Origin of the sequence: Lacihabitans sp. LS3-19 (assembly GCF_024343575.1) — a bacterium.
Taxonomy (GTDB): Bacteria; Bacteroidota; Bacteroidia; order Cytophagales; family Spirosomataceae; genus Leadbetterella.
In genome coordinates, this window is record NZ_RJUA01000130.1 from 133124 (window position 1) to 158923 (window position 25800).

22 protein-coding genes are annotated in these 25800 nt (G+C 34.4%); 12 read left to right on the top strand and 10 right to left on the bottom strand.

The features are described from left to right. Nucleotides 1-263: 263 nt before the first annotated feature. Nucleotides 264-2051 (top strand): DEAD/DEAH box helicase, encoded by a 1788-nt coding sequence (locus EGI22_RS23510; protein ID WP_255071130.1) that lies wholly within the window; start codon nucleotides 264-266, stop codon nucleotides 2049-2051. A gap of 151 nt (nucleotides 2052-2202) precedes the next feature. On the opposite strand, the gene EGI22_RS23515 is transcribed toward EGI22_RS23510, so the two are convergent. From EGI22_RS23515 to EGI22_RS23545, 7 genes are all read right to left on the bottom strand, one after another. Then, nucleotides 2203-3669 (bottom strand): sodium:solute symporter, encoded by a 1467-nt coding sequence (locus EGI22_RS23515; RefSeq protein WP_255071131.1) that lies wholly within the window; start codon nucleotides 3667-3669, stop codon nucleotides 2203-2205. 191 nt (nucleotides 3670-3860) lie between these two features. Beyond that, on the bottom strand, nucleotides 3861-4169 hold the full coding sequence (locus EGI22_RS23520; protein ID WP_255071133.1) for a LytTR family DNA-binding domain-containing protein: 309 nt from the start codon (nucleotides 4167-4169) through the stop codon (nucleotides 3861-3863). A gap of 158 nt (nucleotides 4170-4327) precedes the next feature. Continuing rightward, entirely contained in the window at nucleotides 4328-4942 is a 615-nt protein-coding gene (locus EGI22_RS23525; RefSeq protein ID WP_255071134.1) for a hypothetical protein, read from the bottom strand. Further along, the gene (lnt, locus tag EGI22_RS23530) at nucleotides 4939-6480 is read right to left on the bottom strand and encodes an apolipoprotein N-acyltransferase (protein WP_255071135.1); all 1542 of its coding nucleotides are present in this window, start codon (nucleotides 6478-6480) and stop codon (nucleotides 4939-4941) included. Before lnt ends, EGI22_RS23525 begins: the two co-directional genes overlap by 4 nt. After that, nucleotides 6480-7967, bottom strand: a complete 1488-nt coding sequence (locus EGI22_RS23535; RefSeq protein ID WP_255071137.1) for a hypothetical protein — start codon at nucleotides 7965-7967, stop codon at nucleotides 6480-6482. Before EGI22_RS23535 ends, lnt begins: the two co-directional genes overlap by 1 nt. Nucleotides 7968-8099: 132 nt before the next feature. Next, complete coding sequence (locus tag EGI22_RS23540; RefSeq protein ID WP_255071138.1) at nucleotides 8100-10064, bottom strand: LamG domain-containing protein; 1965 nt, start codon at nucleotides 10062-10064, stop codon at nucleotides 8100-8102. A 208-nt stretch (nucleotides 10065-10272) separates the two neighbouring features. Further along, complete coding sequence (locus EGI22_RS23545) at nucleotides 10273-11121, bottom strand: hypothetical protein (RefSeq protein ID WP_255071139.1); 849 nt, start codon at nucleotides 11119-11121, stop codon at nucleotides 10273-10275. Nucleotides 11122-11263: 142 nt separating this feature from the next. Here EGI22_RS23545 and EGI22_RS23550 point away from each other — a divergent pair, with 142 nt between their 5' ends. The 8 genes from EGI22_RS23550 (at nucleotide 11264) to EGI22_RS23585 (ending at nucleotide 19906) form a co-directional block, all read left to right on the top strand. Next, nucleotides 11264-13132: a 7TM diverse intracellular signaling domain-containing protein gene (locus EGI22_RS23550; protein ID WP_255071141.1), complete on the top strand. Its 1869-nt coding sequence runs from the start codon at nucleotides 11264-11266 to the stop codon at nucleotides 13130-13132. A gap of 2 nt (nucleotides 13133-13134) precedes the next feature. Then, nucleotides 13135-13767: a response regulator transcription factor gene (locus EGI22_RS23555; RefSeq protein ID WP_255071142.1), complete on the top strand. Its 633-nt coding sequence runs from the start codon at nucleotides 13135-13137 to the stop codon at nucleotides 13765-13767. A 153-nt stretch (nucleotides 13768-13920) separates the two neighbouring features. Next, the gene (locus tag EGI22_RS23560) at nucleotides 13921-14214 is read left to right on the top strand and encodes an ATP-dependent Clp protease adaptor ClpS (RefSeq protein WP_255071144.1); all 294 of its coding nucleotides are present in this window, start codon (nucleotides 13921-13923) and stop codon (nucleotides 14212-14214) included. 11 nt (nucleotides 14215-14225) lie between these two features. Next, entirely contained in the window at nucleotides 14226-14828 is a 603-nt protein-coding gene (gene recR / locus EGI22_RS23565) for a recombination mediator RecR (RefSeq protein WP_255071146.1), read from the top strand. A gap of 128 nt (nucleotides 14829-14956) precedes the next feature. Continuing rightward, complete coding sequence (locus EGI22_RS23570; protein ID WP_255071148.1) at nucleotides 14957-15649, top strand: superoxide dismutase; 693 nt, start codon at nucleotides 14957-14959, stop codon at nucleotides 15647-15649. A gap of 95 nt (nucleotides 15650-15744) precedes the next feature. Continuing rightward, nucleotides 15745-16920: a chromate efflux transporter gene (gene chrA, locus EGI22_RS23575; RefSeq protein ID WP_262925463.1), complete on the top strand. Its 1176-nt coding sequence runs from the start codon at nucleotides 15745-15747 to the stop codon at nucleotides 16918-16920. An 18-nt stretch (nucleotides 16921-16938) separates the two neighbouring features. Beyond that, nucleotides 16939-17532, top strand: coding sequence for a HupE/UreJ family protein (locus EGI22_RS23580; protein WP_255071150.1), 594 nt, complete (start codon nucleotides 16939-16941; stop codon nucleotides 17530-17532). Nucleotides 17533-17551: 19 nt separating this feature from the next. Then, nucleotides 17552-19906, top strand: a complete 2355-nt coding sequence (locus EGI22_RS23585; RefSeq protein ID WP_255071152.1) for a M1 family metallopeptidase — start codon at nucleotides 17552-17554, stop codon at nucleotides 19904-19906. 41 nt (nucleotides 19907-19947) lie between these two features. Here the strand turns inward: EGI22_RS23585 and ade are convergent, their stop codons facing one another. Beyond that, nucleotides 19948-21579 carry an adenine deaminase gene (ade, locus tag EGI22_RS23590; protein ID WP_255071153.1) on the bottom strand — a complete coding sequence of 544 codons (1632 nt, stop codon included), beginning with the start codon at nucleotides 21577-21579 and terminating at the stop codon, nucleotides 19948-19950. Between the two features lie 308 nt (nucleotides 21580-21887). Between ade and EGI22_RS23595 the strand changes: the two genes are divergently transcribed. From EGI22_RS23595 to EGI22_RS23605, 3 genes are all read left to right on the top strand, one after another. Beyond that, the gene (locus tag EGI22_RS23595; RefSeq protein ID WP_255071155.1) at nucleotides 21888-22229 is read left to right on the top strand and encodes a hypothetical protein; all 342 of its coding nucleotides are present in this window, start codon (nucleotides 21888-21890) and stop codon (nucleotides 22227-22229) included. Between the two features lie 673 nt (nucleotides 22230-22902). Further along, entirely contained in the window at nucleotides 22903-23715 is an 813-nt protein-coding gene (locus tag EGI22_RS23600) for a sensor histidine kinase (protein ID WP_255071156.1), read from the top strand. Continuing rightward, entirely contained in the window at nucleotides 23702-24355 is a 654-nt protein-coding gene (locus EGI22_RS23605; protein WP_255071158.1) for a response regulator transcription factor, read from the top strand. The genes EGI22_RS23600 and EGI22_RS23605 overlap by 14 nt, the downstream gene beginning before the upstream one ends. Here EGI22_RS23605 and EGI22_RS23610 read toward each other — a convergent pair. Together EGI22_RS23610 and EGI22_RS23615 are read right to left on the bottom strand one after the other, a co-directional pair. Beyond that, complete coding sequence (locus tag EGI22_RS23610) at nucleotides 24352-24735, bottom strand: RidA family protein (RefSeq protein ID WP_255071159.1); 384 nt, start codon at nucleotides 24733-24735, stop codon at nucleotides 24352-24354. The genes EGI22_RS23605 and EGI22_RS23610 overlap by 4 nt on opposite strands. Before the next feature lie 104 nt (nucleotides 24736-24839). Next, complete coding sequence (locus EGI22_RS23615; protein ID WP_255071161.1) at nucleotides 24840-25787, bottom strand: ComEA family DNA-binding protein; 948 nt, start codon at nucleotides 25785-25787, stop codon at nucleotides 24840-24842. Between the last annotated feature and the right edge of the window lie 13 nt (nucleotides 25788-25800).

The following is a 25800-nucleotide window of genomic DNA, read 5'->3' on the forward strand; positions in this document are numbered from 1 at the left end:
AAATAGTCTTTTTTCAAGAATAATCCTTTCTTGGTATACAAGTCAAAAATATTCTCCTTACTTTTGCATCGTTTTTAATCGAACTATCCGTTCGAGACTCTGCAAATGGCAAAAGGTCTGTGAGACCCTTTAATTTTTTCCCTTCAGAGCAGGCAACGGATATTAATCCGTGATGTTCACGTAAGGGCGTATCGCAATCGCCTCAAATTTATTATTTTTTTCAAAAATTCGGTCGTTAGCGAAACGCCCGACAAACAGATTTTATGCAAACAGTAAAGTTTACAGATTTCCCTGTGTCAGAATTTATTTTGCAAGCAGTGGAAGAAATGGGTTTCGTAGATACAACTCCTATACAAGCAGCCGCAATTCCGGTAGTGTTGTCAGGAAGAGATGTAATCGGACAAGCTCAAACAGGAACGGGAAAAACTGCAGCCTTTGGTATTCCTGCCATTGAGCATGTAGATGTGAGCAATCGTGCCACACAAGTATTGATTATGTGCCCTACAAGAGAGTTGGCTCTACAAGTAAAAGAGCAGATTACAAAATTAGCAAAATTCAAAAAAGGTTTATTGGTAACTGCCATCTATGGAGGAGAATCTTACGAGCGTCAATTTGCCAACCTTAAAAGAGGTACGCAGATAGTAGTAGGTACGCCTGGTAGAATTATGGACCACATCGAAAAGAAAACTTTGAAATTGGATAATATTTCGATGGTTATTTTGGATGAAGCTGACGAAATGTTGAACATGGGATTCAGAGAGGATATTGAGCAAATTTTGTCTCATGCACCTTCAGAAAGACAAACGGTTCTTTTCTCAGCTACGATGTCTAAGGATATTTTGAATATCACAAAGAAGTTTCAGAAAGATCCTGAGATTATTAAAGTAACAAAAAACGAAATCACAAACGTAAACATTGACCAAACTTTTTACTTGGTAAAAAGAGAAGCTAAGTTTGAGTTGATGGTTAGATTGATAGATGTACACGATTTACAATTGATGTTGGTGTTTTGTAATACCAAATCAAAAGTGGATGAGTTAGTAGAAGATTTGCAAGCACAAGGTTATGCGGCAGAAGGACTACACGGAGATTTACGTCAAGCGGCGAGAAATCAGGTAATGAACAAGTTCAGAAACGGAAATACAAAAATATTGGTAGCTACTGACGTAGCAGCTAGAGGTATTGACGTGAGCGGTGTTGATGCCGTATTCAACTTTGACCTTCCAATGGACCTTGAGTATTATGTACACCGTATCGGTCGTACAGGTAGAGCAGGTAAATTGGGTAGAGCATTTTTGTTTATCAGCAAAAGAGACCGTAACCGTATGAGAGATTTGGAGCATTATACTAAATCTGCAATACCACAAGGTCAAATACCAACGCAAGCTGACATGACCAAAGCTCGTCAGGCGAAATTTGTAGAGAAAATCAAAGCAAATATCCAAGACGAAGACAATGAGGCTTTTGAAGGAATAGTAGACCAATTAAAAGAAGAAGGTATATTGACACATCAAATTGTTTCTGCCCTAATGCGTATGCAAGCAGGAACAGCTAGGAAGTCTAACTTCAAAGATCACGAACTGTCTGACGACGGAGGTAGAACAGGAGATAGAAGAACTGAGAGCAGATTTGGTGGTAGAAACGAAAGACCAACAGGTGGAAGAGGATTTGAAAGAGGAGGAGATTCTTCAAGAAACGGAAGTTTTGAGAGAAGAGGTGATTCAACAAAACCTAGAACACGTGAATTCTCACCAGAGGGCGGAAGACCAAGAAGAGCATTTGGAGCAACTCCAGGAGCACCTTCAGTAGCTGAAGCTGGTATGACGAGATTGTTCTTAAACCTTGGAAGAAAGGACAATGTTTCTCCAAACCATATTGTTGGAGCTATAGCTTCAGAAGCAAAGATTCCAGGAAGAGCGATTGGTCAGATAGATATGTATGATAAGTTTAGCTTTATAGAAGTTGCTCACAAAGACGTAAGTAAAGTAATAGACGGAATGAAAGGTAAAACTATCAATGCTCGTGAAGCGAACATAGAAGTAGCGAAATAAAATTTTTTTTGATAGAATTTAAAAGAAAGCGAATCTGTAAAGGTTCGCTTTTTTTATTTCATTTTTTGAAAATTAATAGTTTTACTTTTAAGAACTTAAAATTGAAGTTATGATAAGAGAACTTAAAACAAATTTATTAAGTACAAACATTTTATTGTTTACCTCTAAAAATCATCAAACCAATAATAGTATAAAGGCCATTTAAAAGCAGGTTTTCAAAACCAAATTTGTATCCAAAATTGTTTTCGACCAACATTACAGTAAAATAGGTCAAGATAGGGGCGGCGATACAAATGAAAGGGACATATTTGTCTATTACTGGTTTTTTTGTGTAAATTCCATAAGCAAATAAGCCAAGAAGTGGACCATACGTATAACTGGCAATTTGATAAACTGCCGAAATAACGTCTGTGCTATTGAGTTTATTGAAAATCAAAATCACAATCACAAATATTATCGAAAATGCGATGTGAACTCTATTTTTTATACGCATTCTTTGTGCTTCCACTTTGTTTTCTACATCCATAAAATCTATAGAAAAAGCAGTTGTTAAGGCCGTTAAAGCTGAGTCTGAGCTTGCATAAGTTGCTGCAGTTATACCAATCAAGAATGTTACTCCTACCAAAATTCCTGCAAGACCAAACTCCGAGCCACTAAAAACTTTCAAGGCCATCATTGGATATAAATCATCTGTTGATTTAGGTATTTCGATGCCTTTTTGATAAGCATACATATACAATAAAGCACCCAAACTTAAGAACATGATGTTTACAATTACCAAAGTTATAGTAAACCAGAACATGTTTTTTTGTGCCTCTTTGATGTTTTTACACGTTAGATTTTTTTGCATTAAATCTTGGTCCAAACCCGTCATAACTATGGCTATGAAAGCTCCGCTTATGAAAAGTTTAAAAAAGTTTTTGGCATCACCCCAACCTCCTGAGAAAAAGAAAGTTTCAGACATCGGACTATTGTACACTTTACTAGCCATTTCACTAAAACCCAATCCTAATTGATTGCTAATCAGGTAAATTGTCATTGCTACGGCTGAAATCAAAAAGAAAGTTTGCAATGTGTCTGTAATCACAATTGTTTGTATTCCACCTTTGAATGTATAAACCCAAATAAGTAAGATTGTCAAAATAACAGATATTTCAAAAGGAACACCTAAAGGATCATAAATGGCGATTTGTAGTACTTTTGCAGCAACATATAGTCTAACTGCTGAACCTAGAGTCCGAGACAAAAGGAAAAATGCTGAGCCAGTTTTATAGGACCAAAACCCAAATCTGGTTTTTAAATAACCATATATTGAAATTAGATTTAGTTTATAATACAAAGGCATAAGCACTGTTGCAATGAAAACATAGCCAACTGTAAAACCTAAAACCATCTGAAAGTATGAAAAGAACTTTGCCCCCACAGCTCCAGGGACAGATATAAAAGTAACGCCTGAAATGCTTGTTCCAATCATTCCGAAAGCTACTAACCACCATGGTACAGATTTGTTTGCTGTAAAAAAAGAATTTGAATCAGCTCCTTTCGAGGTAACTATAGATATTGTAATAAGTATGAAGAAATAAATTAATAGAATTCCAAGGGCTAAATAGGGGGACATAGAAAAAGATTTAATGAAATATTTCGACAAATATGTGTAAAAAACGGCAAAAAAAATCGCTTTTTAAGTGAAATATTAAATGTTTTCTTTTTCTTAATTCTAGGTTAATTAATTGATTGGGATTAATGAAAATAAAACAATAAAGGTTTTAGGCCTTTATTGTTTTATTAAGTTTCATTCAAGATTTCCTATCAAAAACCTTTGATTTCAGAAATCACAATTCTTCTTCTTCTTGCAATCTTATATCGTGTTCCATTCAATAGTTGGGCATAAGTTTTTCCATTGTCATCATTTATTTCATTTAAAAAATGGGTATTAATGATAATTGACCTGTTGATTCTAAGAAAGTTCGGATTATTAATATATTTCTTCTCGAAGAATCCTAAGGTATAGCTAGAATAGAAAGTTGATCCATCTTTAAATAAGATTGTTGTATAATTGATATCAGCTTCAAGACTGATAATTTCTTCGTTAAGGGACAATTTTTTATTAGTTTTCATTTTTATATAAATCAAATTTTTTTAACAATCAGGCATGCTGTTTTTTTGTAGAAACTTCTCTAATTTCTTATTCAAAACTCAATGCAAAACCAACCAACCAATTTAGATGAAAGGAAGTGAGTATCAAATAAGAAGTAATTATTGAAGCCTTATTGTATTTATTTGTTTCTAAGTTTCTTCTTTAAAACATCAATTTCTTTTTGCTGCTGTATTGTATAAAGTGTCAGTTCTTCTACTTTTTCGAGCAATTTGGAAACCATTTCGTCGATCGAGACACCATTTTTCACCACCTCTTCAGCCGATGGAATATTGGGCAAGTGATTGTTTAAGGCTATAAATTGAGATACTTCTTGAAGAGAAAGGAGCTTGTAGTTTTTATCAAAAACCTTGTCAGACCATTGGTTTTCGTTTTCGTATTTCATCTTGAAAGAATTCAAAACAAAAAGCCCCTTTTCGTCTAATTCCAGAAAATTTCGGTCGTTGATTTTGAAAGAGGGGGAATTGAAGGCAGTTCGCATATTAAAAACACCCTTTACATCGAGGCGATACTGTGGATTTGAAAGGCCAATGCCTACTTTCACAAGTGAGGTATCACCCAGAACCAAAGCGTCGTCTACCGAAACTTTAGCATTGTAGCCAATAGCCGAGGCTCTTTGCAAATTATTTTGATTGTAGCCTACACCTCCTGCATAGCGACCAAAATAAGACGAAGTCTGTCCAAATGAATGTAAACTAAGGAAGAGTAAAAGGGTGTAAAGGAATGATTTTTTCATGATTTTAAATTGTTATATTTTGCTTGAAATTCGAAATAAATTGTGAGTACCAGGAAAACTGCAAGTACAAGTCCAATAAAAAATACTGGGTGCAGGGTGTAAAAGCTTTTTTTAGCATTGCATAGCACATCTTGGGTGCTAAAAGCAGCAGTGAACCACGGAATTTCGCCATAAATTTTTCCAAATGGATCTATAAAACAAGAGATGCCTCCGTTGGAACAACGTGCTATGGTTCGGCGGTTTTCGATGGCTCGCAGTCGTGTAAAACTCAACAATTGCTTTCCGCCAGCAGTTTTCCCAAACCAGGCGTCATTGTTCATCAAGGCTACAAATTCTGCTTTTTGGTTTACTAAGGCTGCTATTTTTTCAGGATACATTTGTTCCCAACAAATACTTAAAGCCACTTTAAAGGTTTCATTTGCAAAGTTGTTATATGAAAATGCCATGGGCTCATTGCCTCTTTCCATAGCCGACCCTCTTGGAGTTGGAGTTTTTTCAAAATAAGGCATGAGTTCTACAAAGGGTAATCCAAATTGTTTTTGGTACACCTTTACCTCTTTTGGTTTTATTTTTAATGAATCCCAAAACATGGCCAGTTGTGGCGTAAAAACCACGGCGTTGTTTCTGAAAACAGCTTTGTTGTTTTCCTCGGGATATTCAACGTAACCGATGGCTACAGAAGTTTGCCAGGCAGCTATGGCGTTTTTTGTGAAATCTAATAACACAGAATCCTGAAACAGCGATAAGGGAAAGGCGGCTTCGGGCAATAAAAGCAAATCGGGCTGCGAAGTATTCACAGCAGAATCTGATAGTGTTACAATTTGATCGAAAGTTTTTTGAACCATCAAACTGTCTTTACCATAGCTATCTATATTGGTCTGAATCAAGCTTACTTTGGTCTTTTTGTCAGCCACACTCAAAACACTCTTGGGGTTTAATTTTACCACATAAAAGGAGTACAATAGTGGAATAGCCAAGCAAATGCCTACATAAGCATAGTTTTTACCTTTTTTATAAACCAAAGCCATGGCAATCAAACAATTCATCGTCATCACCCAAAAACTGATACCCCACATGCCGGTGATGTCGGCAAACTGAATCAGCCAAGGATGATTAGCTTGTGTGTAAGGCAGCAGGTATACTTGCAGACCATGAGGTGCTTTGTGGGCCAAATATTCCGAAAGTGTCCAGATAAATGGAAAAACCAAAAGAGCTTTATGCCAAGAAAATCTTTTTTTAAAAAAATAGAAGGCCAAAAGTGGGAGCAATAAGAATAAAAATTGAGAAAAAACACATACCAGATACGCCTGAAAGCTGTAAAGGTTAACCCACCAAACATCTACCAAAAGTGCAAAGATGCATAAAATACTTGCTTTCAATAAATAGCTTTTGAAGGTATAAGCTGTTCGATCATCTAATAAAAAAGGTACGAATGCAAACCAAGCCAATATGCCTGTGGGGACGGGTTCATAACTTGGGAAGGATAATCCCAGAAGAACGCCGCTCAACAAGAAGGAATATTTTTGCAAACCTCGCATTATTGTTTTTCAGTGTAGCTGAAGCAGAAACTTGCATTTGATTTACCTTTTCTTAGCTCACTCACCTCAAAGCCTTCCTTTGATTTTTTAGAAATAAAAAGCCCTTTGCCGTCGCCTTCCATTTGGAGTGAAATTATCATGTTATCTGGGTTTTCAACTGGCGATTGAAATTGAATAAATGTCTTGCCTTTGCGTAATTTTCCAAAACCAGAATTTATTTGGGGAACTAAGGTTGCAGACTTCTCAGTATTTTCAGGAATTTCACTGGATGCCACACGGGCAGAAGCATTTGAACTTAGAATTCTCCAAGCAGCCCCATCAAAATAATAAAAGCCTGGTGTTTGGTCAATTTGATAAATCAATAATCCTTCAGCAGGGTCAGTAGGGCGGTTTGCTTTACCTATTCTCGGGATCAAAATACCTAAATTGTCATCTTTAATGTCTAAAATTGCTGATGGATGTGCTGTGTCATTATCAGTGTTTATCGTTACTCCAATCCCATCGTTGTTAAGCACCACATCGGTATTTTCTGATAAGATAGCGGTGGGAACAATTATTTTATAATTCATGTAGGTCAAGTTCGCTACTCCACTGGTAGCAGACACTCCAGCATTAAACATTAGGCCCTCTTTAGTGATAAAACCTACCTCATAACGGGTTCCTAGCAGGGTAAATGCTGTATTTTCATCGGGTCGAGTAAATTCCTGAACGACAGTAACCATACGCAAACAGTTGAAAACTCCATTTGGTGTTGAAATTGTACCAAAAGCATCAACCGTAATATCGCGAATGTATTTTGTAAGTGTAACATCTGTAACATAATCTACCTCTTCCATGGTAGTCTCCCAACTATCACCTAAATCTAAAGGTACGTCTGCATATTCATAGTCAGGCTCATCAAAAATATCATCATCGCCTACTTCCAAATCATAGCTCGTTCCAAGATGTAGAATGGCATCATTATCAATAAAGAAATGTTCATATTCTTCCATTATGCGGTCGTTATTGTCAAAATAATACGTTCGCATTACTTTATTGGCACCTGGAATTTCCAAGCCGGAGGGTACTTCATTAAGAGCTATAAAATCGTTTCTTCCTGGGTTTTTTAAATTAACAAACAGACTTGCGGGCAAAGTCCAGGATTGAGGTGAGGTACTATTTGCAACACCAATATTCATACTTATTCCATTGATATTCTTTTGATATTGTAACCAAGTATTTCCCGGAGAAGAAATGGTATTGTAATCTGACAATTCAATTGAAATAGCTGTATTTGTCTGTACCACTGAATTTTGTGGCATTAGGTCTTTTAAGTTCAAGGCACCTACATCAAACCTTTGTAGCATTTTTGGTTTAACAGCTTTGTAGCTCAATCTTACCTGTGTTTCAGGAATAGGGCCAACATAACTGCTTGATAAAACATTTGAGCTGTATAAGGCAAATAGAATAAAGAAAAGGAGGTTTTTGATCTGTAAAAAATGTTTCATAGTCTATATGTTTTTTTTGTAAAACTTGGAATAGCATAACAACGCTACAAAAATATCCCTAAAGCTTTATTTAAAAAATAGGTGTTAACCCTCATTTTTGAAGGATGCACTTACCTAATTTCTTATAAGTTTTTAATTACACCCAGCCAATAATTTTGTAAGGTAAACGGCCCCATTCGCAACCTCAAATCCGGGATTCATATTGATAGTGTTTCCTGCCTGGTATATAGTATTTCCACCAGAAATTTTGTTGGTAGCCGTGATACTTTGATTGGCTTTTTGAAAGATTGTACCCGAGGAAATATTATCGTTAGGAGAAATAAATGTTTGGCCACTAGGGCAAGGTATAATAGTAAGCGTTAGCTCTGTGGAACCAAGATTTCCACAAAGGCCAATACTTGGAGTGAAAGTATAGGTGGTTGTCGCCAGGTTATTTAAAGCAGGCGTCCAGGTTCCGGCAATTCCATTGTTAGAAATTTGAGGTAATGGTGAAACCACTGTCCCTGAATAGGCAGAAGGTAAAGCTGAGAAAACGGGTAGAATTGTGTTAGCGGTGCAGGCAATTCCACTCGTTACGCCGCCCAAAGCCACAAAATTAGAATTTGTATTACCACAACTTTTGTCGAAATTGTTTAAAGTAGCATTGTTTTGGTTACCCGAAGAATCGGCTACCATCGTAATAGCAGTATTTACTCCTTTAGCCAAGCCTTGATTAAAATGCAGATTGACCACAAGCCCGCAATCACTTGTCGGAATTTCACAATTGTATCTGTTTTGAATCTCTGCCTGGCTCAAAGCCCTGTTCCAAACCCGAAATTCGTCCAGTAGACCCTCAAATGGAAAGTTTTCACTAGTATTTCGTTTACCGATGATCATATCTGTTGAGCTTGGTACCACAGGCGTAGTTAAAGGATTTGAACCATTATTTGTTAGCGGAATATCTACCCCATTGACATACATTTTAGCTAAACCGAGGCTTGGATTGTATACACAGGCCAGGTGTATCCATGTATTAGGAGTGATGGTATTTACGCCGCCATCTAACCAGACTCCAGTGGTAGGAATAAACCGGATATTGTTATTCAATTCTCCGCCTGTATGAATTTCCATCTGTTCTAAATCTTTGCCACATATAAAATCAATTGCAGCACCCGAACGCCCCCATTTCACCCAGGTTTCAATGGTAAACTGTTCCATGTTAAGACTTGCATTATGAGGAATTTGTAAATGATCATCAATGCCATCAAAACTCAGTGCAGCTGCCGGCTCAGCATTGATTATGGTTAGGTTTAATGTTTTTTTATGACAATTGTTTTCAAAAATATAAGTTCCTGTTGCCGTGTATGTTACATTATTAGCAGACCAGATAAAATCTCCGCAAGAGCTAATACTGATAGTATCTGAAGTAATGGGTACTATTTCAACAAGCATCGGAATACCTGTCCAGGGAGTTACACAATACCGCGGAGTGGAAGTAAAAGTGTAAGTAGTTGTTACAGTATTATTAGGTGCTGGCGTCCAGGTTCCTGTTACACCTTCGATTGAGCTTGAAGGTAAAGTAAAATTTGTACCAGCACACAAAGGCCCAATGTTTGCGAAAGTGGCAGGGTTTTCCATGGTAGGTGGAGTGGTCATTATATTTAACATAATAGAATTCGAACAGGAATTTGGAGCAGGAGTAAAAGTGTAATTATCGACAGGGACCGAACTGTTGAAAGCAGGTGACCAAGCACCGCTAATGCCTTCTAAAGATGTAGTAGGTAAAGTATAACTTTCTCCTTCGCAGATATTTGGAATAGTAAAAGTTGGCTCAGTTGGGCTTTTCACAGTTATAGACATGGTGGTGCTTTCAAAACAAGGTGACTCAGGCAATCCATCTTGTATGGGCGTAAAAACATAGATCATTGAAGTAAAATTATCAATTTCGGCAGGCGACCATGTACCCATTATTCCATTATTTGATGTTTCAGGCAATGTATATGTAACAACTTCACCCTCACAAATCGGGGGTATTTGAGTAAAAACCGGCGTTACACAACCCTGAGCATTTGCATATTGACTTAGCAAATAGAGGATGAATATTCTGAGGTATTTCATTTTGATGAATTTGTCGTTTACACCAACTTTAAATTAAATTACCTAAATGAGCAAAGCTTTAATTAATAGTTTGTAAAAAAACTAGTGGCTAAGCCTCATTTTTTACTCAAGATAATATGCTTCATTTTAAAGAATAACATTTTAGCTCTTTTATCTTTTGCTGAAATTTTAGTTTTCATGGCTGTGAGCACAAACAAAAATTCAAATTCTATTTGCAAAAATCATACTCATAAAAATTTGAACCAGAATTTCCAACATTCGACCTAATAGTTTTTCTTTGAATCTGGAGGCCGCTTTCATTTGCGGTTCTGCTGTATTCTTCATCTTGAATAACAGTCATGCTTGAGGTCGGCATATTATTTCCATCAAGGATGGTTGAGTATTTGAATGTAGTGGGTGCATTGTTGGAATATTTATAAACCAATGGGAATCTGAAAAAATCTATTGGATTGGTAAATTGATCAAAAATTAAACCTTTCAAAGTAGTATAATGCGAGCGGATTTTAACAAAACCACCATATTCAACTTTGGATAGCAGAAGTCCATTTGAGGCTTTGATTTCAATCAAGCTAACATTGCCATCAGTATCATAGGTGAAATTGGAAGAAGCTCCATCAAAAAGTGCATAAGTTGCATTAGGACTTGCAATAGTTAGTTTACTTACTTGCTTACTTGAGTTTAAGTTTACTTTGAAGTCTCCTATTTTTGTGCCATAGGCATCTTGAAGTTGTACATTTGAAAGGTCACCGTTAGTATAAGAATATTTAAGCTCAATTGAAGAGTTTTTTTGACTGCTTAAGATTCCATTATTGTAAGTGAAATCTGTAGTAAGTATAACTTTTCCTGATTCAAGATTTTTAATCTGAGAAACTGTCCCGTCAGCATTAAAAGAAAAAGAGTCGTAATCACTGCTTTTATTGGCTCCAAAATAAATTTTTGAGATTTTACAATCACTGGGATTAGTTGATAATGGATTGGGATCTACAGTTTCTGTTGTTTCGCATGAGAAGGCTAAGAAAGCAAAAATAATTGAGAAGATTTTTTTCGGTGTTTTCATTTTGGTCTTTTTTATTAATCACAAAATTGAAAAGTTTATTTTGTCCAAAAAATAGGTGTTAACCCTCATTTTTAAATGGAAGTATCTATTTTATTAAAAACTTTAATACTTTTGACTTCATTCGAAAAATTAAGATACTGGTATGTTTCGGCGTTTATTTTATGTGATATTTTTTCTGATTGCCTTTTCTTCCAGAGGTCAAGTGTTTGATATTGATAGTCTTACGAAAATAATTAATTTAGAAAATCTCGCTGTTGTTTATGAAGATACTCAAAGAAATTTGAGTATTAGTGAGCTTTTGAATGTAAAAAATGTAGAATTTAAATCTGTTTCAAACCTAAATATAGGTATTTCTTTTTCAAATTATTGGTTAAAATTTAGTCTAAAAAATTCAAGTAAAACGGTTACCAAAAGGCTTTTGTCTCTCGAAAGTATTGTAAATGAAGATGTTTATTTTTACAAAATCGTCAATGGTAAAATAGTGGAGAATACAGTCGTCGGTGTAAATTATCCATTTGCTTTGAGACACATAAAATACCGAACTCCAGTATTTGAAATTACGCTATTACCAAATCAGGAAGCAGACTTTTACCTTAAAACATACGGAAACGGACAACCACGAAACCTTACTGGTTTATTACTTGAAACATTTGATTTTTATGAAAGTGATGTACTTAAAATGTTCTTTTTAGGTGTGGTATATGGAATATTAATATTGATAATGGTTTATAATTTTTCATTCTATTTCATCACAAATGAAAAAATTTACCTTATTTTTTTGTTACAAGTAATGTTTTCTTCTATTGCGATTGCCTATTTTGATGGATTTGTTTATCAATATATTTTTCCAAATAGTGGTTATTGGAGTAATCAGACCGTGGCCATTGCTATGTGTTTTACATTTATATTCAACAATCGCTTTATATCAGAATTTTTCAATTTAGAAAAATTGGCACCATGGGCATACAAAACCTTTCGAATCCTTACGGTTTTAGTATTTTTGATTTTGGCTATTTCATTTTTGCATCCCGTTGGTTTCAATATTTTTGCAGTAGCGATGTCTATTCTAACCTCTTTAATTGCCATACTGCTGTTTGTCTCGATTTTGGCAGCTAAACGACAAGGTTTTGCATCTTATCTTTTTGGATTATTGGCTACAGTTTGTCTTATTTTCTTTGGCTTAGTTTTTCAACTTCATATCATCGGACTTTTAAGGGATACGTTCATCGTCAAAAATTCAATGCATTTCGCTGTAGTTACCCAATCCGTATTTTTGGCTTTGGCAGTCAATGATAAGTTCAGGATCATCAGAGAAGAAAACACATACTATCAAGCAAAGTTGATGGAGGCATTGAATCAATATTCTCAAAATCTAATTAGCAATATTGAGGCTGAAAGACAGCGATTAGCTACAGATATTCATGATGGGTTAGGTCAAAATTTACTTACGATTCGGAATAAAATTTTACGGTCATTAAAAGAAAAATTAATTTCTGATAAAACTAAAGAAACATTTAATGATTTACTCGAAATCACAACCGAAACCCTTGATGATACCCGGGCGATGTCGTATAACTTGCGTCCACCTATTTTGAGTACTATGGGCTTGACTGTTGCGATACAAGTATTGGTCGAAAAAATGCAAAATTCGTCTAATCTTAAAATTGAACTTGAAATTAAGGAATCTGTAGATGGTGTGGTTTCAAAAGACCTAGAGATCAATATTTACAGGATTTTACAGGAAGGGTTTAACAATGTTATGAAACATGCAAATGCTACCCATATAGATTTGAAAATTGCTAAAAAAGAAGATAGGATTGAAATAAACTTTCAAGATAATGGAATAGGATTTAAGCAAAATATAAAAATAAATGGTCAAGGTATTCTCGGGATTAAAGAAAGAGTTGCCTTGTTGGGTGGTACAATAAATATCGTTTCGGATTCGGGTAAAGGTACATTACTTCAAATCCATGTTCCAATAAATAAAAATTCCCCTATGGGTGAAATGTAGCCATGAATACTATAAAAATAATTATCGCAGACGATCATCCATTATTTCTAAAAGGCTTGAAAGATGCATTATCTGATGAAGCAGATTTTGAGATTTTGGATTCGGCATCAAACGGTCAGGAAGCTTTAGACAAAATAATAGCTTTACAACCTGACGTGGCTACACTAGACTTAGATATGCCCATGATGAATGGCATTGAAGTGGCGAAGGTGCTGCTAAAAGAACACAAAAACATCAAAATCGTAATTTTGAGTATGCACAAAGATGCAGACATTATTCGAGCTGCAATGGCACTGGGTATTAATGGTTATGTTTTTAAAGATGATGCAGTCAATGATTTGGTTACAGCTATAAGAGATGTATATGCTGGGGGATATTATATTTCAATTGATAATGCTAATTCTTCCTTTTTTTTAAATGATGACAATGAGTTAATCAGCGAATTAACCAAAATGGAAAAGCTAATTTTAAAAGAAATAGCACTACAAAAAACAACAAAACAGATTGCCGACGAAAATTTTATAAGCTCTAAAACCGTAGAAAATCATCGAGCAAATATTTGCAGAAAACTAAATTTGAGTGGTAATAATGCCTTGTTGAAATTTGCCTTAAATGTAAAAGATTCCTTAAAATAAAGAGTTTTTGAAACTGAAAAGAGATGATTTAAATTAAGGAAATTGAAACTATTACCTTCAAAATGAGTTTTATTTGGGAAAAATTATTTATACTTTTAAAGTAAGTTTTTCAAAAACCTGATAAATTTGTAAAATAAACCTAAGGAACTGACAATGAAATACGCCCCAGAGACGGATGTAGAAGTTTTGATTGAAGAAGAAATCGTAGTTGACGAAATCAAACTATATTCTGTTGTGGTATTTAATGATGAGGTGAATACTTTTGATTTTGTAATAGATACACTCATGGAAGTGTGTGAGCACTCCAAAGAACAAGCCGAACAATGCACGCTAATTATACATTTCAAAGGAAAATGTTCTGTTAAAAACGGTGATGTAGAAGATCTTACGCCTATCCGGAATGCGATTTGCCAAAGAGGCATGTCTGCTGAAATCTTACTTAGATAATCAATAATACTTTGAATTACCCTTCAAAACTCATAGAAGACGCTGTAAATGAAATCTCCCGATTGCCTGGAATAGGTAAAAAGTCAGCATTGCGTTTAGCTCTTCATTTACTAAAATCAGAAAAAAATCAAACGCAGCATTTAAGCGATGCATTGATAAATTTGGTTGAAAAAACCACCTATTGCTTAGAATGTCATAATATTTCAGATTCTGACATTTGCATGATTTGCAGTTCTCACCGCCGTGATATGAGTATTTTGGCTGTTGTTCAAGATTTTAAAGATGTTTTAGCTATAGAAAACACCAGTCAGTTTCAAGGAAAATATCATGTATTGGGAGGAATAATTTCGCCGATTCAGGGAATTGGCCCAAATGACTTAAACATTGAAAGTTTAATAGAAAGGATAAAAGCCAATTCTGAAATTAAGGAAATCATTCTTGCTCTAAGCCCAACTATGGAAGGTGACACAACTGCATTTTATATAAAAAAGAAGCTAAAAGACTTAGATGTTAAGGTGAGTACCATCGCTCGTGGTATACCGATAGGCGGTGATTTAGAATATACTGACGAAATCACCCTCGGAAGAAGCATTTTAAGTAGAATCGAGTTTTAAAATTCCCATTTCTATTTATCTCCAATTATCTATTTTTGGTCTATTTTAAAGGAAGATTTCAATCTTTTCCAACCAGAATTGCATATTTTTCTTTAAATTGAAGTCTGATTTATATAAATGTAAAGAATATGACTAGGAAAAATTTTGTATCGTCTTTAATGTTAGGAATTTTGGGTTCGAAAATTTCAGTTTCAGAAGCTAAAAAGGCATTTGCTGTTGCAGACCCATTTTCATTACCAGCTCTCCCTTATGCTTATTCGGCCTTGGAACCTTTCATAGATGCTCAAACGATGGAGATTCATCATAGCAAGCACCATCAAGGATATGTTAATAATTTAAATAAAGCGGTGGTTGGCACTCCCATGGAGTTTACGCCATTAGCAGATATCGTAGCTAACATCAGCAAAGCTTCCACGGCGGTGAGAAACAACGCTGGCGGGCATTGGAATCATTCGTTTTTTTGGGAGATTTTAAGTCCTAAAAAACAAAGTCCTTCTGATAAATTGATGAATATGATTGTGAGAGATTTTGGTAGTTTGGATAAAATGCAAACAGAATTTAATGCTGCAGCTACTAGTAGATTTGGTTCAGGTTGGGCATGGTTGATAGTTCAAGACAACAAACTGAAGATTTGCTCAACACCAAACCAAGACAATCCTTTGATGGATATCGCTGAAGTAAAAGGTACGCCAATTCTCGGAATTGATGTTTGGGAACATGCTTATTATCTGAAATATCAAAACAAAAGAGCTGATTATATCAAGGCATTTTGGAATATTGTAAATTGGGAGAAGGTTGAGAAAAACCTCAAAATGATGTAAAGAAATAGAGGCATGTTTAATCACAAATATGCCTTTTTTTTAATTATTTCTTTCTGAAATTATTGTTTGGCAATGGCTAGATTTATTCATTTATTTTGGAAACAAAGAAAATACGGTATCTCATTTTTTTAAAGGACGTATTTATACTTTCTTTAACATGTTTCGGTGGGCCGCAGGCTCATTTGGCTTTATTTATAAAAAGATTGGTTCATCAACGCAGATATTTGTCTGAAGAAGAGTTGATGGAAATGCTGGCTTTGTGCCAACTTCTACCGGGTCCTACCTCGACCCAAACTATTACGGCTATTGGTTTTAAATTAGGCGGCCCCAAATTATCTTATCTGACCTTATTGATTTGGATACTTCCGGCCACAGTTTTTATGGGAATTACGGCTTTGGGTATTTCTTTTTTCGAGCGAGGTACACTTATTAGGCTTACTCAGTTTATCAAGCCCATGGGTGTTGCTTTTATATTTTTTGCAGCTTTTGTGATCGGCAGAAAAGTAATTACAACTAAAACTTCGGTTTGGTTAATGATATTGGCTGCGGTTTTGGGTTTTTTATATCCTTCTCCATATTTAACGCCCTTTGTGATTTTATTTGGCGGTCTTGTTGCCTCTTCAAAATACCGAAAGCAAGAGAAAATGGAAAAAAAGCCTATAAGAATTCAATGGTCAAACTTTATTCTTTGGGCAACGGTATTCGCCTTTGTGATATTTTTAGGTACAATTACCAAATCATTGCCCATAAGGTTATTTGAGAATTTTTATCGAAATGGGAGTTTTGCCTTTGGTGGAGGACACATTCTTAAACCGCTTTTATATAATGAATTTGTAGAATTCAAGCATTATTTAAGTGCAGATGAATTCCTCTCAGGTATAGCAATAGCTGAGTTGGTTCCTGGTCCTACTTTTTCAATTGCCTCATACGTTGGTTCGCTTTCTATGCGAAGTTGGGGATTGAGTGGGCAAGTTTTAGGTTCTTTGGTTGCTTCTTTTGGAATATTCTTGCCAGGGATTTTTATGATATTTTTTGTTATAAGATTTTGGGAACAATTAAAACAATATAGAGGCATAAGGGCTTCTTTAGAAGGAATAAACGCTTCTTCAACGGGTCTTACAATAGCAGCGGGAGTTTCTCTTTCCCAACCTTTAGTAAGCGACCCAATCAATATTATTACAGTTTTAATAACCTTAATCGTACTCTATTTCGAAAAAGTCCCTAGTTATTTAATAATTCTAGGTGGTATATGTTTAGGTGCGGTTTATTGAATTTCGTTTTTTACAATTATGGATGTTTTCTTTACTTATTTTTTACTTGGTTATCAGCACATTACGGATTTGGCGGGATATGACCATATTTTGTTTATTATTGCTCTTTGTGCTATTTATCAAATTTCTGATTGGAGAAGTGTTTTGGCAGTTATTACTTTTTTTACCGTAGGCCATTCAATTACTTTAGCACTTTCAGTTTTGAAAATACTTAACATTGATTCAAATCTAATTGAATTTCTGATTCCTGTTACTATACTTTTCACATGTGTAAGTAATTTGTTTTATAAGATTCCAGAATCTTTTCTAGATAAAACACCTAAGCCGTATTTAAGGTATTTTTTTACCCTATTTTTTGGATTAATACACGGTTTAGGTTTTTCAAACTATCTTAAAAGTTTGCTAGGTCAAAGTACCAATATTGTTGGAGAGCTTTTTTCTTTTAATATTGGGATTGAAATCGGTCAGATTGTGATAGTTTCGCTATTTTTGATGCTATCTTATATTATAGTCGAATTTTTTAAAAGAAAGAAGACTGATTTGAACTTTGTACTGTCAGGCTTTGTGGCAGGTTTTACACTTCAATTAATTATAGAAAAATGGATATTTTAATTTTTAAAAACTAAATACTATGAAAAAAACAATTCTGTTCCTATTGATAGGAATTAGGGTTCTAGCTCAACAAACCAACCCTTACAATGCCAATACTGTCTTCGAACAAATGGGAACGGCATTACCGACTCCAAACACTTATCGGACAGCCAGTGGTGCACCTGGCAAAGAATATTGGCAGCAAAAAGCCGATTACGATATAAAAGTTGAACTTGATGATGAATCGCAAAGAATAAAAGGTTCAGAAAAGATAACCTATCATAATTTTTCTCCTGATGCTTTGACCTATTTATGGTTGCAGTTGGATCAAAATCACTTTAGTCAAAATTCGGATGCAAAAACTACTAGACAAACATCAATTAGCCATGAAAGGGGAAGCACTGGTGCTGCTCTTAAATCTTTGGATAATTCTACGGAGAAAGATTTTGGGCATAAAATAGAAAAGGTGACAGATAAGTCAGGGAAGCCTTTGAAATATACTATAAATGGTACCATGATGCGGATAGATCTTCCTACGTCTCTTTTAAAAGGTCAAAATTTTGTTTTTAACATTGATTGGAATTTTAATATCACAGATGCTCTAGTTCAAAGAGGAAGAAGTGGTTATGAGTATTTTGCAAAAGATGGAAATTATCTATATGAAATGGCACAGTGGTTTCCGCGTATGTGTGTTTATGATGACGTAACTGGCTGGCAAAATAAGCAGTTTTTAGGTCAAGGAGAGTTTGCTTTGGTTTTTGGTGATTATAATGTATCCATTACCGTTCCAAACGATATGGTAGTTGGTGCGACTGGCGAACTTCAAAATCCAAAAGAGGTTTTGTCTGCTATTCAAATTCAAAGATTATCTGATGCTGAGACATCTTCTACACCTATTGTAATAGTAAACCAATCAGAAGCTGAAGAGGCAGAGAAAGGTAAACCAACGGGCAAAAAGACTTGGGTTTATTCAGCCAAAAACGTAAGGGATTTTGCTTTTGCTACTTCTCGAAAATTTATCTGGGATGCAATGAAAGTAGATGTAGAAGGAAAGAAAGTTTGGGCAATGTCGCTATATCCTAAAGAAGGTAATCCACTTTGGGGACAGTATTCAACCAGATTAGTAGCTCATACGTTAACACAATATTCGAAAAGGACTATAGCCTATCCATATCCTGTGGCATATTCAGTGCATGGTCCAGTAGGAGGGATGGAATACCCAATGATGAGTTTTAATGGAGCACGTCCATTGGCAGATGGTACTTACTCTGAAGGAACCAAGAATTTCTTGATTTTAGTTATTATTCACGAAGTTGGGCATAATTTTTTCCCAATGATAGTAAACTCCGACGAAAGACAATGGTCGTGGATGGACGAGGGTTTGAATAGTTTTCTTGAAGGCGTAGTTTGTAGAGAATGGGACAGAGATTTTCCAGCAGATGGTATTGAGCCGCAACATATTGTTCCATATATGAAATTGGATCCTGCCAAGCAAAATTCGATAATGTCAAGTAGCGATAATATTTTGCCTGGCACTTTCGGGCCAAATGCTTACTCAAAACCAGCTACAGGCTTGAACATGCTTAGAGAGACCATTATGGGAAGAGAGCTGTTCGATTATGCATTTAAAGAATATGCACGCAGATGGGCTTTTAAACATCCTACTCCAGCGGATTTTTTCAGAACGATGGAAGATGCATCTGGTGTAGATTTGGATTGGTTTTGGAAAGGTTGGTTTTATGGAGTTGATGCTTTAGATCAAGGAATTGCAGAAGTTGAATGGCTTCAGGTGGACTCGCAAAATCCAGAAGTTACAAAAGCTGAGGCAAAAGAATTAGCAGATGCCAAAGGTAAAACTATCAGTAAAATGAGAGACAAAACTGATATACCTCAATCTGTTGTGGAGGCTGATCCTAGCATGAAGGATTTTTATAATACCTATGACCCATATAAGGTTACAGAAAATGATAAAACAAAATATCAAAATTATTTGGAGTCTTTAGGGCCTGAGGATAGAAAAATGGTTGAAAATACGAAGCAATATTATGTTTTAAATTTAAAAAACAAGGGAGGTTTAGTAATGCCTTTGATAGTTCAAGCTCAATTTGAAGATGGAACTACCCAAGATTTTAGGTTTCCTGTTGAAATTTGGAGGCTGAACAATAAGGAAATAAAGAAAACCATAGTGACAGATAAAAAAGTTGCAAAATTTAAACTAGATCCTTATTTTGAACTTCCAGATATTGATGATAGTGATAATGTTTTTCCAAGGGAACCTGAAAAACCAACGAAGTTTCAATTGATGAAACAACAAAGTAGACCTCAGGCATCTAACCCAATGCAAGATGCACGAAAATCTGATGCAGCCGCTGTAGGTGGAAGTGGAAAGAATTAAGGTTTTTAAAAATTAGACTCAAAGAAATTTGGGTCTTTTTTTTATTCAAAAATTGGTGTAAAAGCAAACTTATTTCCATCAAACAATCCTTTGTCTGATAGTTTTAAAGAGGGAATTACCAAAAGTGCCATAAAAGATAAACTCATAAATGGTGATTTAAGTGTTGAGCCTAATTTGGTTTTGGCGAATTGGTCTATCTGGGTATAGTCGTTAGCTACTTCGTATCCATCTTTGTTGCTTATGAGCCCTGCAATAGGAAGCGGTAAAACACCCATTTTTGATTCTGAAACGGCAGCTATTCCGCCTTTCTCTCTAATTACTAAATTTATTGCATCTTTAATAGATTCGTCGTCATTGCCTACTGCTATGATGTTATGAGAGTCATGTGCTACTGATGAGGCTATTGCTCCCTCTTTAATTCCAAATCCTTGAATATAGGCAATAGCTGGCGATGCTTCTGAATATCTATTGTAAACCACTAATTTCAAAATATCATTTTTTGTAAACGCAGAGATAGGTGTTTCTGAAAGATTAAATTTTAAACCTTCAGTTACTAGTTGACCATCATTAACTTTTATGACGTTTACAAGCTCAGCGTCTGCTGGAAGGTCTAATTTTAAACTTTCTATTCCTATGGGTTTAGCATTAAAACTATTAACTATTTCTCCTTTTACATCTTTTATTAGGCTTTTTCCTTTAGAGGCAACCAACTCTCCATTTATATATGTTGATATTACATTAAAGTCTTTTAGATTATTGATTTCAATAAAATCTGCTGATTCACCTTCTCTCAACAAACCTATATCTAAATTATAATGACGAACTGGATTCAAGGAAGCCATTCTTAATACTTTAAAAATTTCAATTCCAGATTCAATAGCTCTTTTTACTAAAAGGTTTATGTGGCCTGCTACTAGATCGTCTGGATGCTTGTCATCAGAACAAAACATCATTTGGGTGGAATGATCATGTGCCAAAGAAATTAATTCCTCAAAGTTTTTTGCAGCACTTCCTTCTCTTATTAAAATTTTAACGCCAAGGTCGAGTTTTTCTTTTCCTTCATTAAGTGTAAAGCATTCATGGTCAGTACTTATGCCTTTGTTGAAGTAATTTATGGCATCCTCTCCAGTCAATCCAGGTGCATGTCCGTCTATAGGTTTGTGATATTTTTGGGCAATTTCTAATTTTGCGATTACATCCACATTTTCATAAATAACACCAGGGAAATTCATCATTTCAGCTAGATAGCCTATTTTAGGATTTGCCATAAGAACTTCAATTTCACCTACGGAAATCGTTGCCCCGGCTGTTTCGAATTCGGTAGCTGGAACACAAGATGGAGCTCCAAAACAAAATTTGAAAGGAATAGTTTCTCCATTGTTTATCATATATTCTACGCCTTTTACTCCAAGTACATTGGCTATTTCATGCGGATCTGAAACTGTTCCTACTGTGCCATGAACTACGGCCATTTTTCCAAACTGGCTAGGCGTAAGCATTGAGCTTTCGATGTGAACGTGAGCATCTACAAAACCAGGAAGGAAATAAGGTACATCGGGCATTTCGTTCTTAATTTTTACAATGTTAAAAATCCTTCCTTCAAAGACAGTGATTTCTCCAAAAAAAATAGTGTTATCGAAAATGTTTATGATGTTCCCTTCGTATTTCTTCATAAAAGTAAATTTTATGCAAATAACAAATTTGTTCCTCTTGGTCAAAATCAATGTTTCTTTTAGTTTTATTTTGACCTATTTTATTGTTTCTATTTGATGAAAGATTATGGATGTTTTTTTGAATTAGATGTTTTGATTTACGTTTTTATTAAGGGTTTTTACTTTTATTATTAAGTAGTTTTACCTGATTTGTTCGACAATTGACAGTATAAGTGTTTGTTATTTAAGTATTTGTGGTTTTTGTATATTTTTATTATGTTTTTCTTTACAGATTTATTTTATAGTTTTGGATAAAAAAATATTAAACCATGAAGGTGACAGAAAAAGAAGGGGAGTTTATTACCCTAAAAGAAGCTATCGGAAAGCAAGAAAAACATTTAAAATTCCGAAATTCCCACTTTAAAGAAAAAGATCCTGTAAGATCTCAATTTTTCGGTAAAGAAAAATTGATGACATTGTTAAACAAACCAAATTGTACCGGTATAAAAATTCTTTTCGGACATGATGACAAAGAAACTCCCAGTTTGGTATTAGTTGCGGCCGACGAAAACCTTAAATTAATTGCAAAAGATTTTACTGGTTTAAAAGGAGGTGGAGACGACGATACTTATCTTGCACATGGGCCTACTTGTCCTGATGTTTGTATGTAAAATATATGTTTGAATCAATTTTTAAATTAGCATTTAAGCATCCATTTATTGCATTAGGAAGTTTACTTCCTTTATTGCCTTTTTTTGTTGCATTATATAGGAGGCAATATTTTACAAAATCCTCTAAATGGTTATTTATATTTTTAATTTTTTTTATGCTTTCAGATATTCCACTTTGGATTACTGCTGCTTATAAAATAAATAATTTATATTATTCCTATACTAGAGATTCTTCGATTTTCATTTTTTTGGCTTCCATATATTTAGTGGGATTAAAGTCGATAAAAGATAGGACCTATTTAAATATTGCAATTTTTCTAATGGTAATGGTTTTAGTAATCCAACTCTTGAAGATTACCGAGATAGGTAGTATTCTTTGGATAAACCGCCTCATATTAGGAGGAATTTCCCTGTTTTATTTTTTTAGATTACTTCAAAATCCAATTATTAAAGACATACTTCGCTTTCCATTCTTTTGGTTTAATTCCGGTATATTGTTTTATTGTTTAAGTACTGTAATGATAACTTTTTTTTATAAATTTACAATAAAGGCGGGAAACCAACCAGAATCTTACATGTTTTTCACCATGATATTGGAATACCTTTCTGTCTCGATGTTTGTGATATTTGCGATTGGATTCTGGAATTTGAAGAACAATAAAAAGTATATAAATTGAAAGGGGTTCAAATATTTGTATTGTTCGCTACGCTAATCCTGATAATATTCGGAATATTGGTAATAGCTTTTGTTGTATATTATCAAAGGAAACAGTTTAATTTGGAAATTAAGCAAAAGGAAGAAAAACAAGAAATTGAGTTGGAATTCCAAAGGAAATTGCTCGAGAATTCGATGGAAGTTCAGGAATTAGAAAGAAGAAGACTCGCAAAAGACCTTCACGATGAAGTCGGGGCTTTACTTTCTGTTTTGAAAATGGGCAATAATCAACTCGTGAAAAAGGTTGTTGAAAATGAAGTGTTTTCGCAATTGGCCAAAAATAATAAAGAGTTAATAGATGAATCTATCAGTTTAGTTAGGAATATTTCAAAAGATTTGGTGCCACAAACACTTGAAAATTTTGGACTTTTACATGCGATTGAGGAGTTTTTCAATAAAATGGAAAAAAATTCCGATATCGAATTTAAGTTTTTGCATAAAAATATTTCTGAAAAATTACGGTTCTCGACAAAAGTTGAACTCTCTATTTTTAGAATTATTCAAGAATTATCAAATAATGCTTTAAAACATTCTGATGCAACCAAAATTGATTTAATATTAAATTATGAGGATAAAACACTTTTCTTAGTTTTTGCGGATAATGGCAAAGGTTTTTCAATGCCTCTGGTTATATCAAATCCAAAAAATGGGCTTGGTATTAGAAATATTGAAAGCAGATTGTCGATAATAAACGGGACGTTGGAGGTATTGAACCCAGAAAAAGGAATTAGGTATGAAATCGAAATAAAAGATTGTCATGAAAAAAATTAGAATAGCATTAGTAGACGACCATAAATTATTTAGAGAGGGATTAAAGTCTATATTAGAACAGAATGAGGATTTTGAAATTCTTTTTGACGCTGAAAATGGGAGACTTTTTTTAGAGCATCCAAATATTTCCAAGGTTGATGTTGTATTGTTGGATATTCAAATGCCAGAGATGGATGGAATCGAGGCTACAAAAAAACTCAGAGAAACTAATCAGGACATAAAAATCATTATTTTGTCTATGCATGATGAAGACCAGTTTATTCTTCATCTAATGGAAATCGGAGCGAATGGATATTTACTGAAAGATACTGACACAGATGAGGTGGTTTCGGCGATTCGTAAAGTAAGTGATTCTGGAATATACTTTTCTGATTATGTCAGTAGGGCTATGCTTAGGAAAATGAATAAGAATACTGCTGCTGGAAGCAAGGTTTTTAATTATAAAACAGACTTATCGACTCGTGAGCTTGAGGTTCTAAAACATATTTGTGAAGGCCTAACCACGACAGAAATAGGTGATGTGATGTGTATTAGTCCAAGGACTGTAGAAGGTCACAGACTTAGGATTATGGAAAAATTGGGCGTAAATAATACAGCCAAACTTGTGGCTTTCGCTATAAAGAATAATCTGGTAGATTAAAGTATTACAGTAGCTTCTATCTCTACTAGGTATTTTTCATCAATTAATTTAGAGACTTCTACCATTGTAGTAACTGGTTTTATTTCAGCAAACATTTCACCATGTGCCTTCCCAATTTTTTCCCAGTTGTTAATATTTGTACAATAGATTCTGGTTCTTACCACATTTTCAAGCTTGGCACCTAGTTGTCCTAAAGTATTTTCAAGTTTCATTAAAATAAATTTGGTTTGAAGATACTCATCTCCTTCGCCAACTATTTCACCGCTGTGGTCTGTTGATACGGTTCCGCTTACTTCAATTGTGTCTCCTATTTTTACAGCTCTGCTGTAACCCACTATATTTTCCCACTTAGATCCAGAAGACAGATTCACTCTTTTCATTTATTTATAAGGTTGCTAGTTTTGGTGTTTATTATGTTTATAGCTTCAAAAATACATAAATTTTAGAAAATATTTTCATTAATAATATTTCTATTTAGCTATTTTTAATAACTAAGATAGGGTTCTATTTTTGAAATTATGGTTTCGTCGAGTATCTTGATATTTTTCAGGTCATCTATTGACTTAAATGACCCATGTTGTTTTCTGTAAGCATTTATGACTATTATATCTTTGAATTTTAAATATGGGTGTTTGGTGTTGCCTAAGTCATTGATATTTATCTTTTTATAATTTCCTATTGTGCAATATTTTTTTAATTCTGGTATTATTTCAGGATTTAATCCGTAGGTTTCTGAAACTTGTTCTAAACTATAAAAACCACCAAGAATATCTCGGTATTTAATTATTCTTTTGGCATAAGCAGGACCAATACCTTTTATTTGTATCAGTTGGGTTGTATCTGCAATATTTATATCGAATTTTGAGATTATTTTATTTGGCTTAGCCGTATAAACTGGCTTGCTTTCTGTAATTGCTCTCTGTTCGTCAAAGTCACTTGATATTTTTTCGGTTTTAGAAGGTAAATCAATGAAATTTTCTAAGTCTGCATAGCGTTCGGGTTTTATGGAATATATCTTTAGTAGGTCTTCTTTGAATTTAAATTTACCTCCCTTATTTCTATAATTATCAATTGTGTTTGCTGTCCATTTTGGAATTCCAAGTCGAATCAAATCTTCTTTAGAAGCAGTGTTAGGGTTGAAGCGAAAATGCTCTATTTTGACTTTTTCTTTAGAAAAACCATAATTTCTTTGCTCTTCTGGTTTTTCTGGAATTTTTGTACTGCCAAAGTTTTCAATTAGTATTTCGCTTTGATTTTTGGTAGTGAAATAGGATGAAAAGTAATATCCTAATAGTGAAAGTAAAATTAATATGAAAAACAAAAAAGCACTTTTGGCTTCATTATAAGTCAATTCGAAAAAGTCGCGTAAATAGTTAATTATCTGTTTCATGTGAATAAAAAAAACCTCTGCTAAAATAGCAAAGGTTTTCAATATTCTAAAATTT

Excerpts from the sequence above, each read along its gene's own strand:
- EGI22_RS23510 (WP_255071130.1), top strand. The coding sequence starts at position 264 with ATGCAAACAGTAAAGTTTACAGATTTCCCTGTGTCAGAATTTATTTTG.
- EGI22_RS23515 (WP_255071131.1), bottom strand. The coding sequence starts at position 3,669 with ATGTCCCCCTATTTAGCCCTTGGAATTCTATTAATTTATTTCTTCATA.
- EGI22_RS23520 (WP_255071133.1), bottom strand. The coding sequence starts at position 4,169 with ATGAAAACTAATAAAAAATTGTCCCTTAACGAAGAAATTATCAGTCTT.
- EGI22_RS23525 (WP_255071134.1), bottom strand. The coding sequence starts at position 4,942 with ATGAAAAAATCATTCCTTTACACCCTTTTACTCTTCCTTAGTTTACAT.
- lnt (WP_255071135.1), bottom strand. The coding sequence starts at position 6,480 with ATGCGAGGTTTGCAAAAATATTCCTTCTTGTTGAGCGGCGTTCTTCTG.
- EGI22_RS23535 (WP_255071137.1), bottom strand. The coding sequence starts at position 7,967 with ATGAAACATTTTTTACAGATCAAAAACCTCCTTTTCTTTATTCTATTT.
- EGI22_RS23540 (WP_255071138.1), bottom strand. The coding sequence starts at position 10,064 with ATGAAATACCTCAGAATATTCATCCTCTATTTGCTAAGTCAATATGCA.
- EGI22_RS23545 (WP_255071139.1), bottom strand. The coding sequence starts at position 11,121 with ATGAAAACACCGAAAAAAATCTTCTCAATTATTTTTGCTTTCTTAGCC.
- EGI22_RS23550 (WP_255071141.1), top strand. The coding sequence starts at position 11,264 with ATGTTTCGGCGTTTATTTTATGTGATATTTTTTCTGATTGCCTTTTCT.
- EGI22_RS23555 (WP_255071142.1), top strand. The coding sequence starts at position 13,135 with ATGAATACTATAAAAATAATTATCGCAGACGATCATCCATTATTTCTA.
- EGI22_RS23560 (WP_255071144.1), top strand. The coding sequence starts at position 13,921 with ATGAAATACGCCCCAGAGACGGATGTAGAAGTTTTGATTGAAGAAGAA.
- EGI22_RS23570 (WP_255071148.1), top strand. The coding sequence starts at position 14,957 with ATGACTAGGAAAAATTTTGTATCGTCTTTAATGTTAGGAATTTTGGGT.
- EGI22_RS23580 (WP_255071150.1), top strand. The coding sequence starts at position 16,939 with ATGGATGTTTTCTTTACTTATTTTTTACTTGGTTATCAGCACATTACG.
- EGI22_RS23585 (WP_255071152.1), top strand. The coding sequence starts at position 17,552 with ATGAAAAAAACAATTCTGTTCCTATTGATAGGAATTAGGGTTCTAGCT.
- ade (WP_255071153.1), bottom strand. The coding sequence starts at position 21,579 with ATGAAGAAATACGAAGGGAACATCATAAACATTTTCGATAACACTATT.
- EGI22_RS23595 (WP_255071155.1), top strand. The coding sequence starts at position 21,888 with ATGAAGGTGACAGAAAAAGAAGGGGAGTTTATTACCCTAAAAGAAGCT.
- EGI22_RS23605 (WP_255071158.1), top strand. The coding sequence starts at position 23,702 with ATGAAAAAAATTAGAATAGCATTAGTAGACGACCATAAATTATTTAGA.
- EGI22_RS23610 (WP_255071159.1), bottom strand. The coding sequence starts at position 24,735 with ATGAAAAGAGTGAATCTGTCTTCTGGATCTAAGTGGGAAAATATAGTG.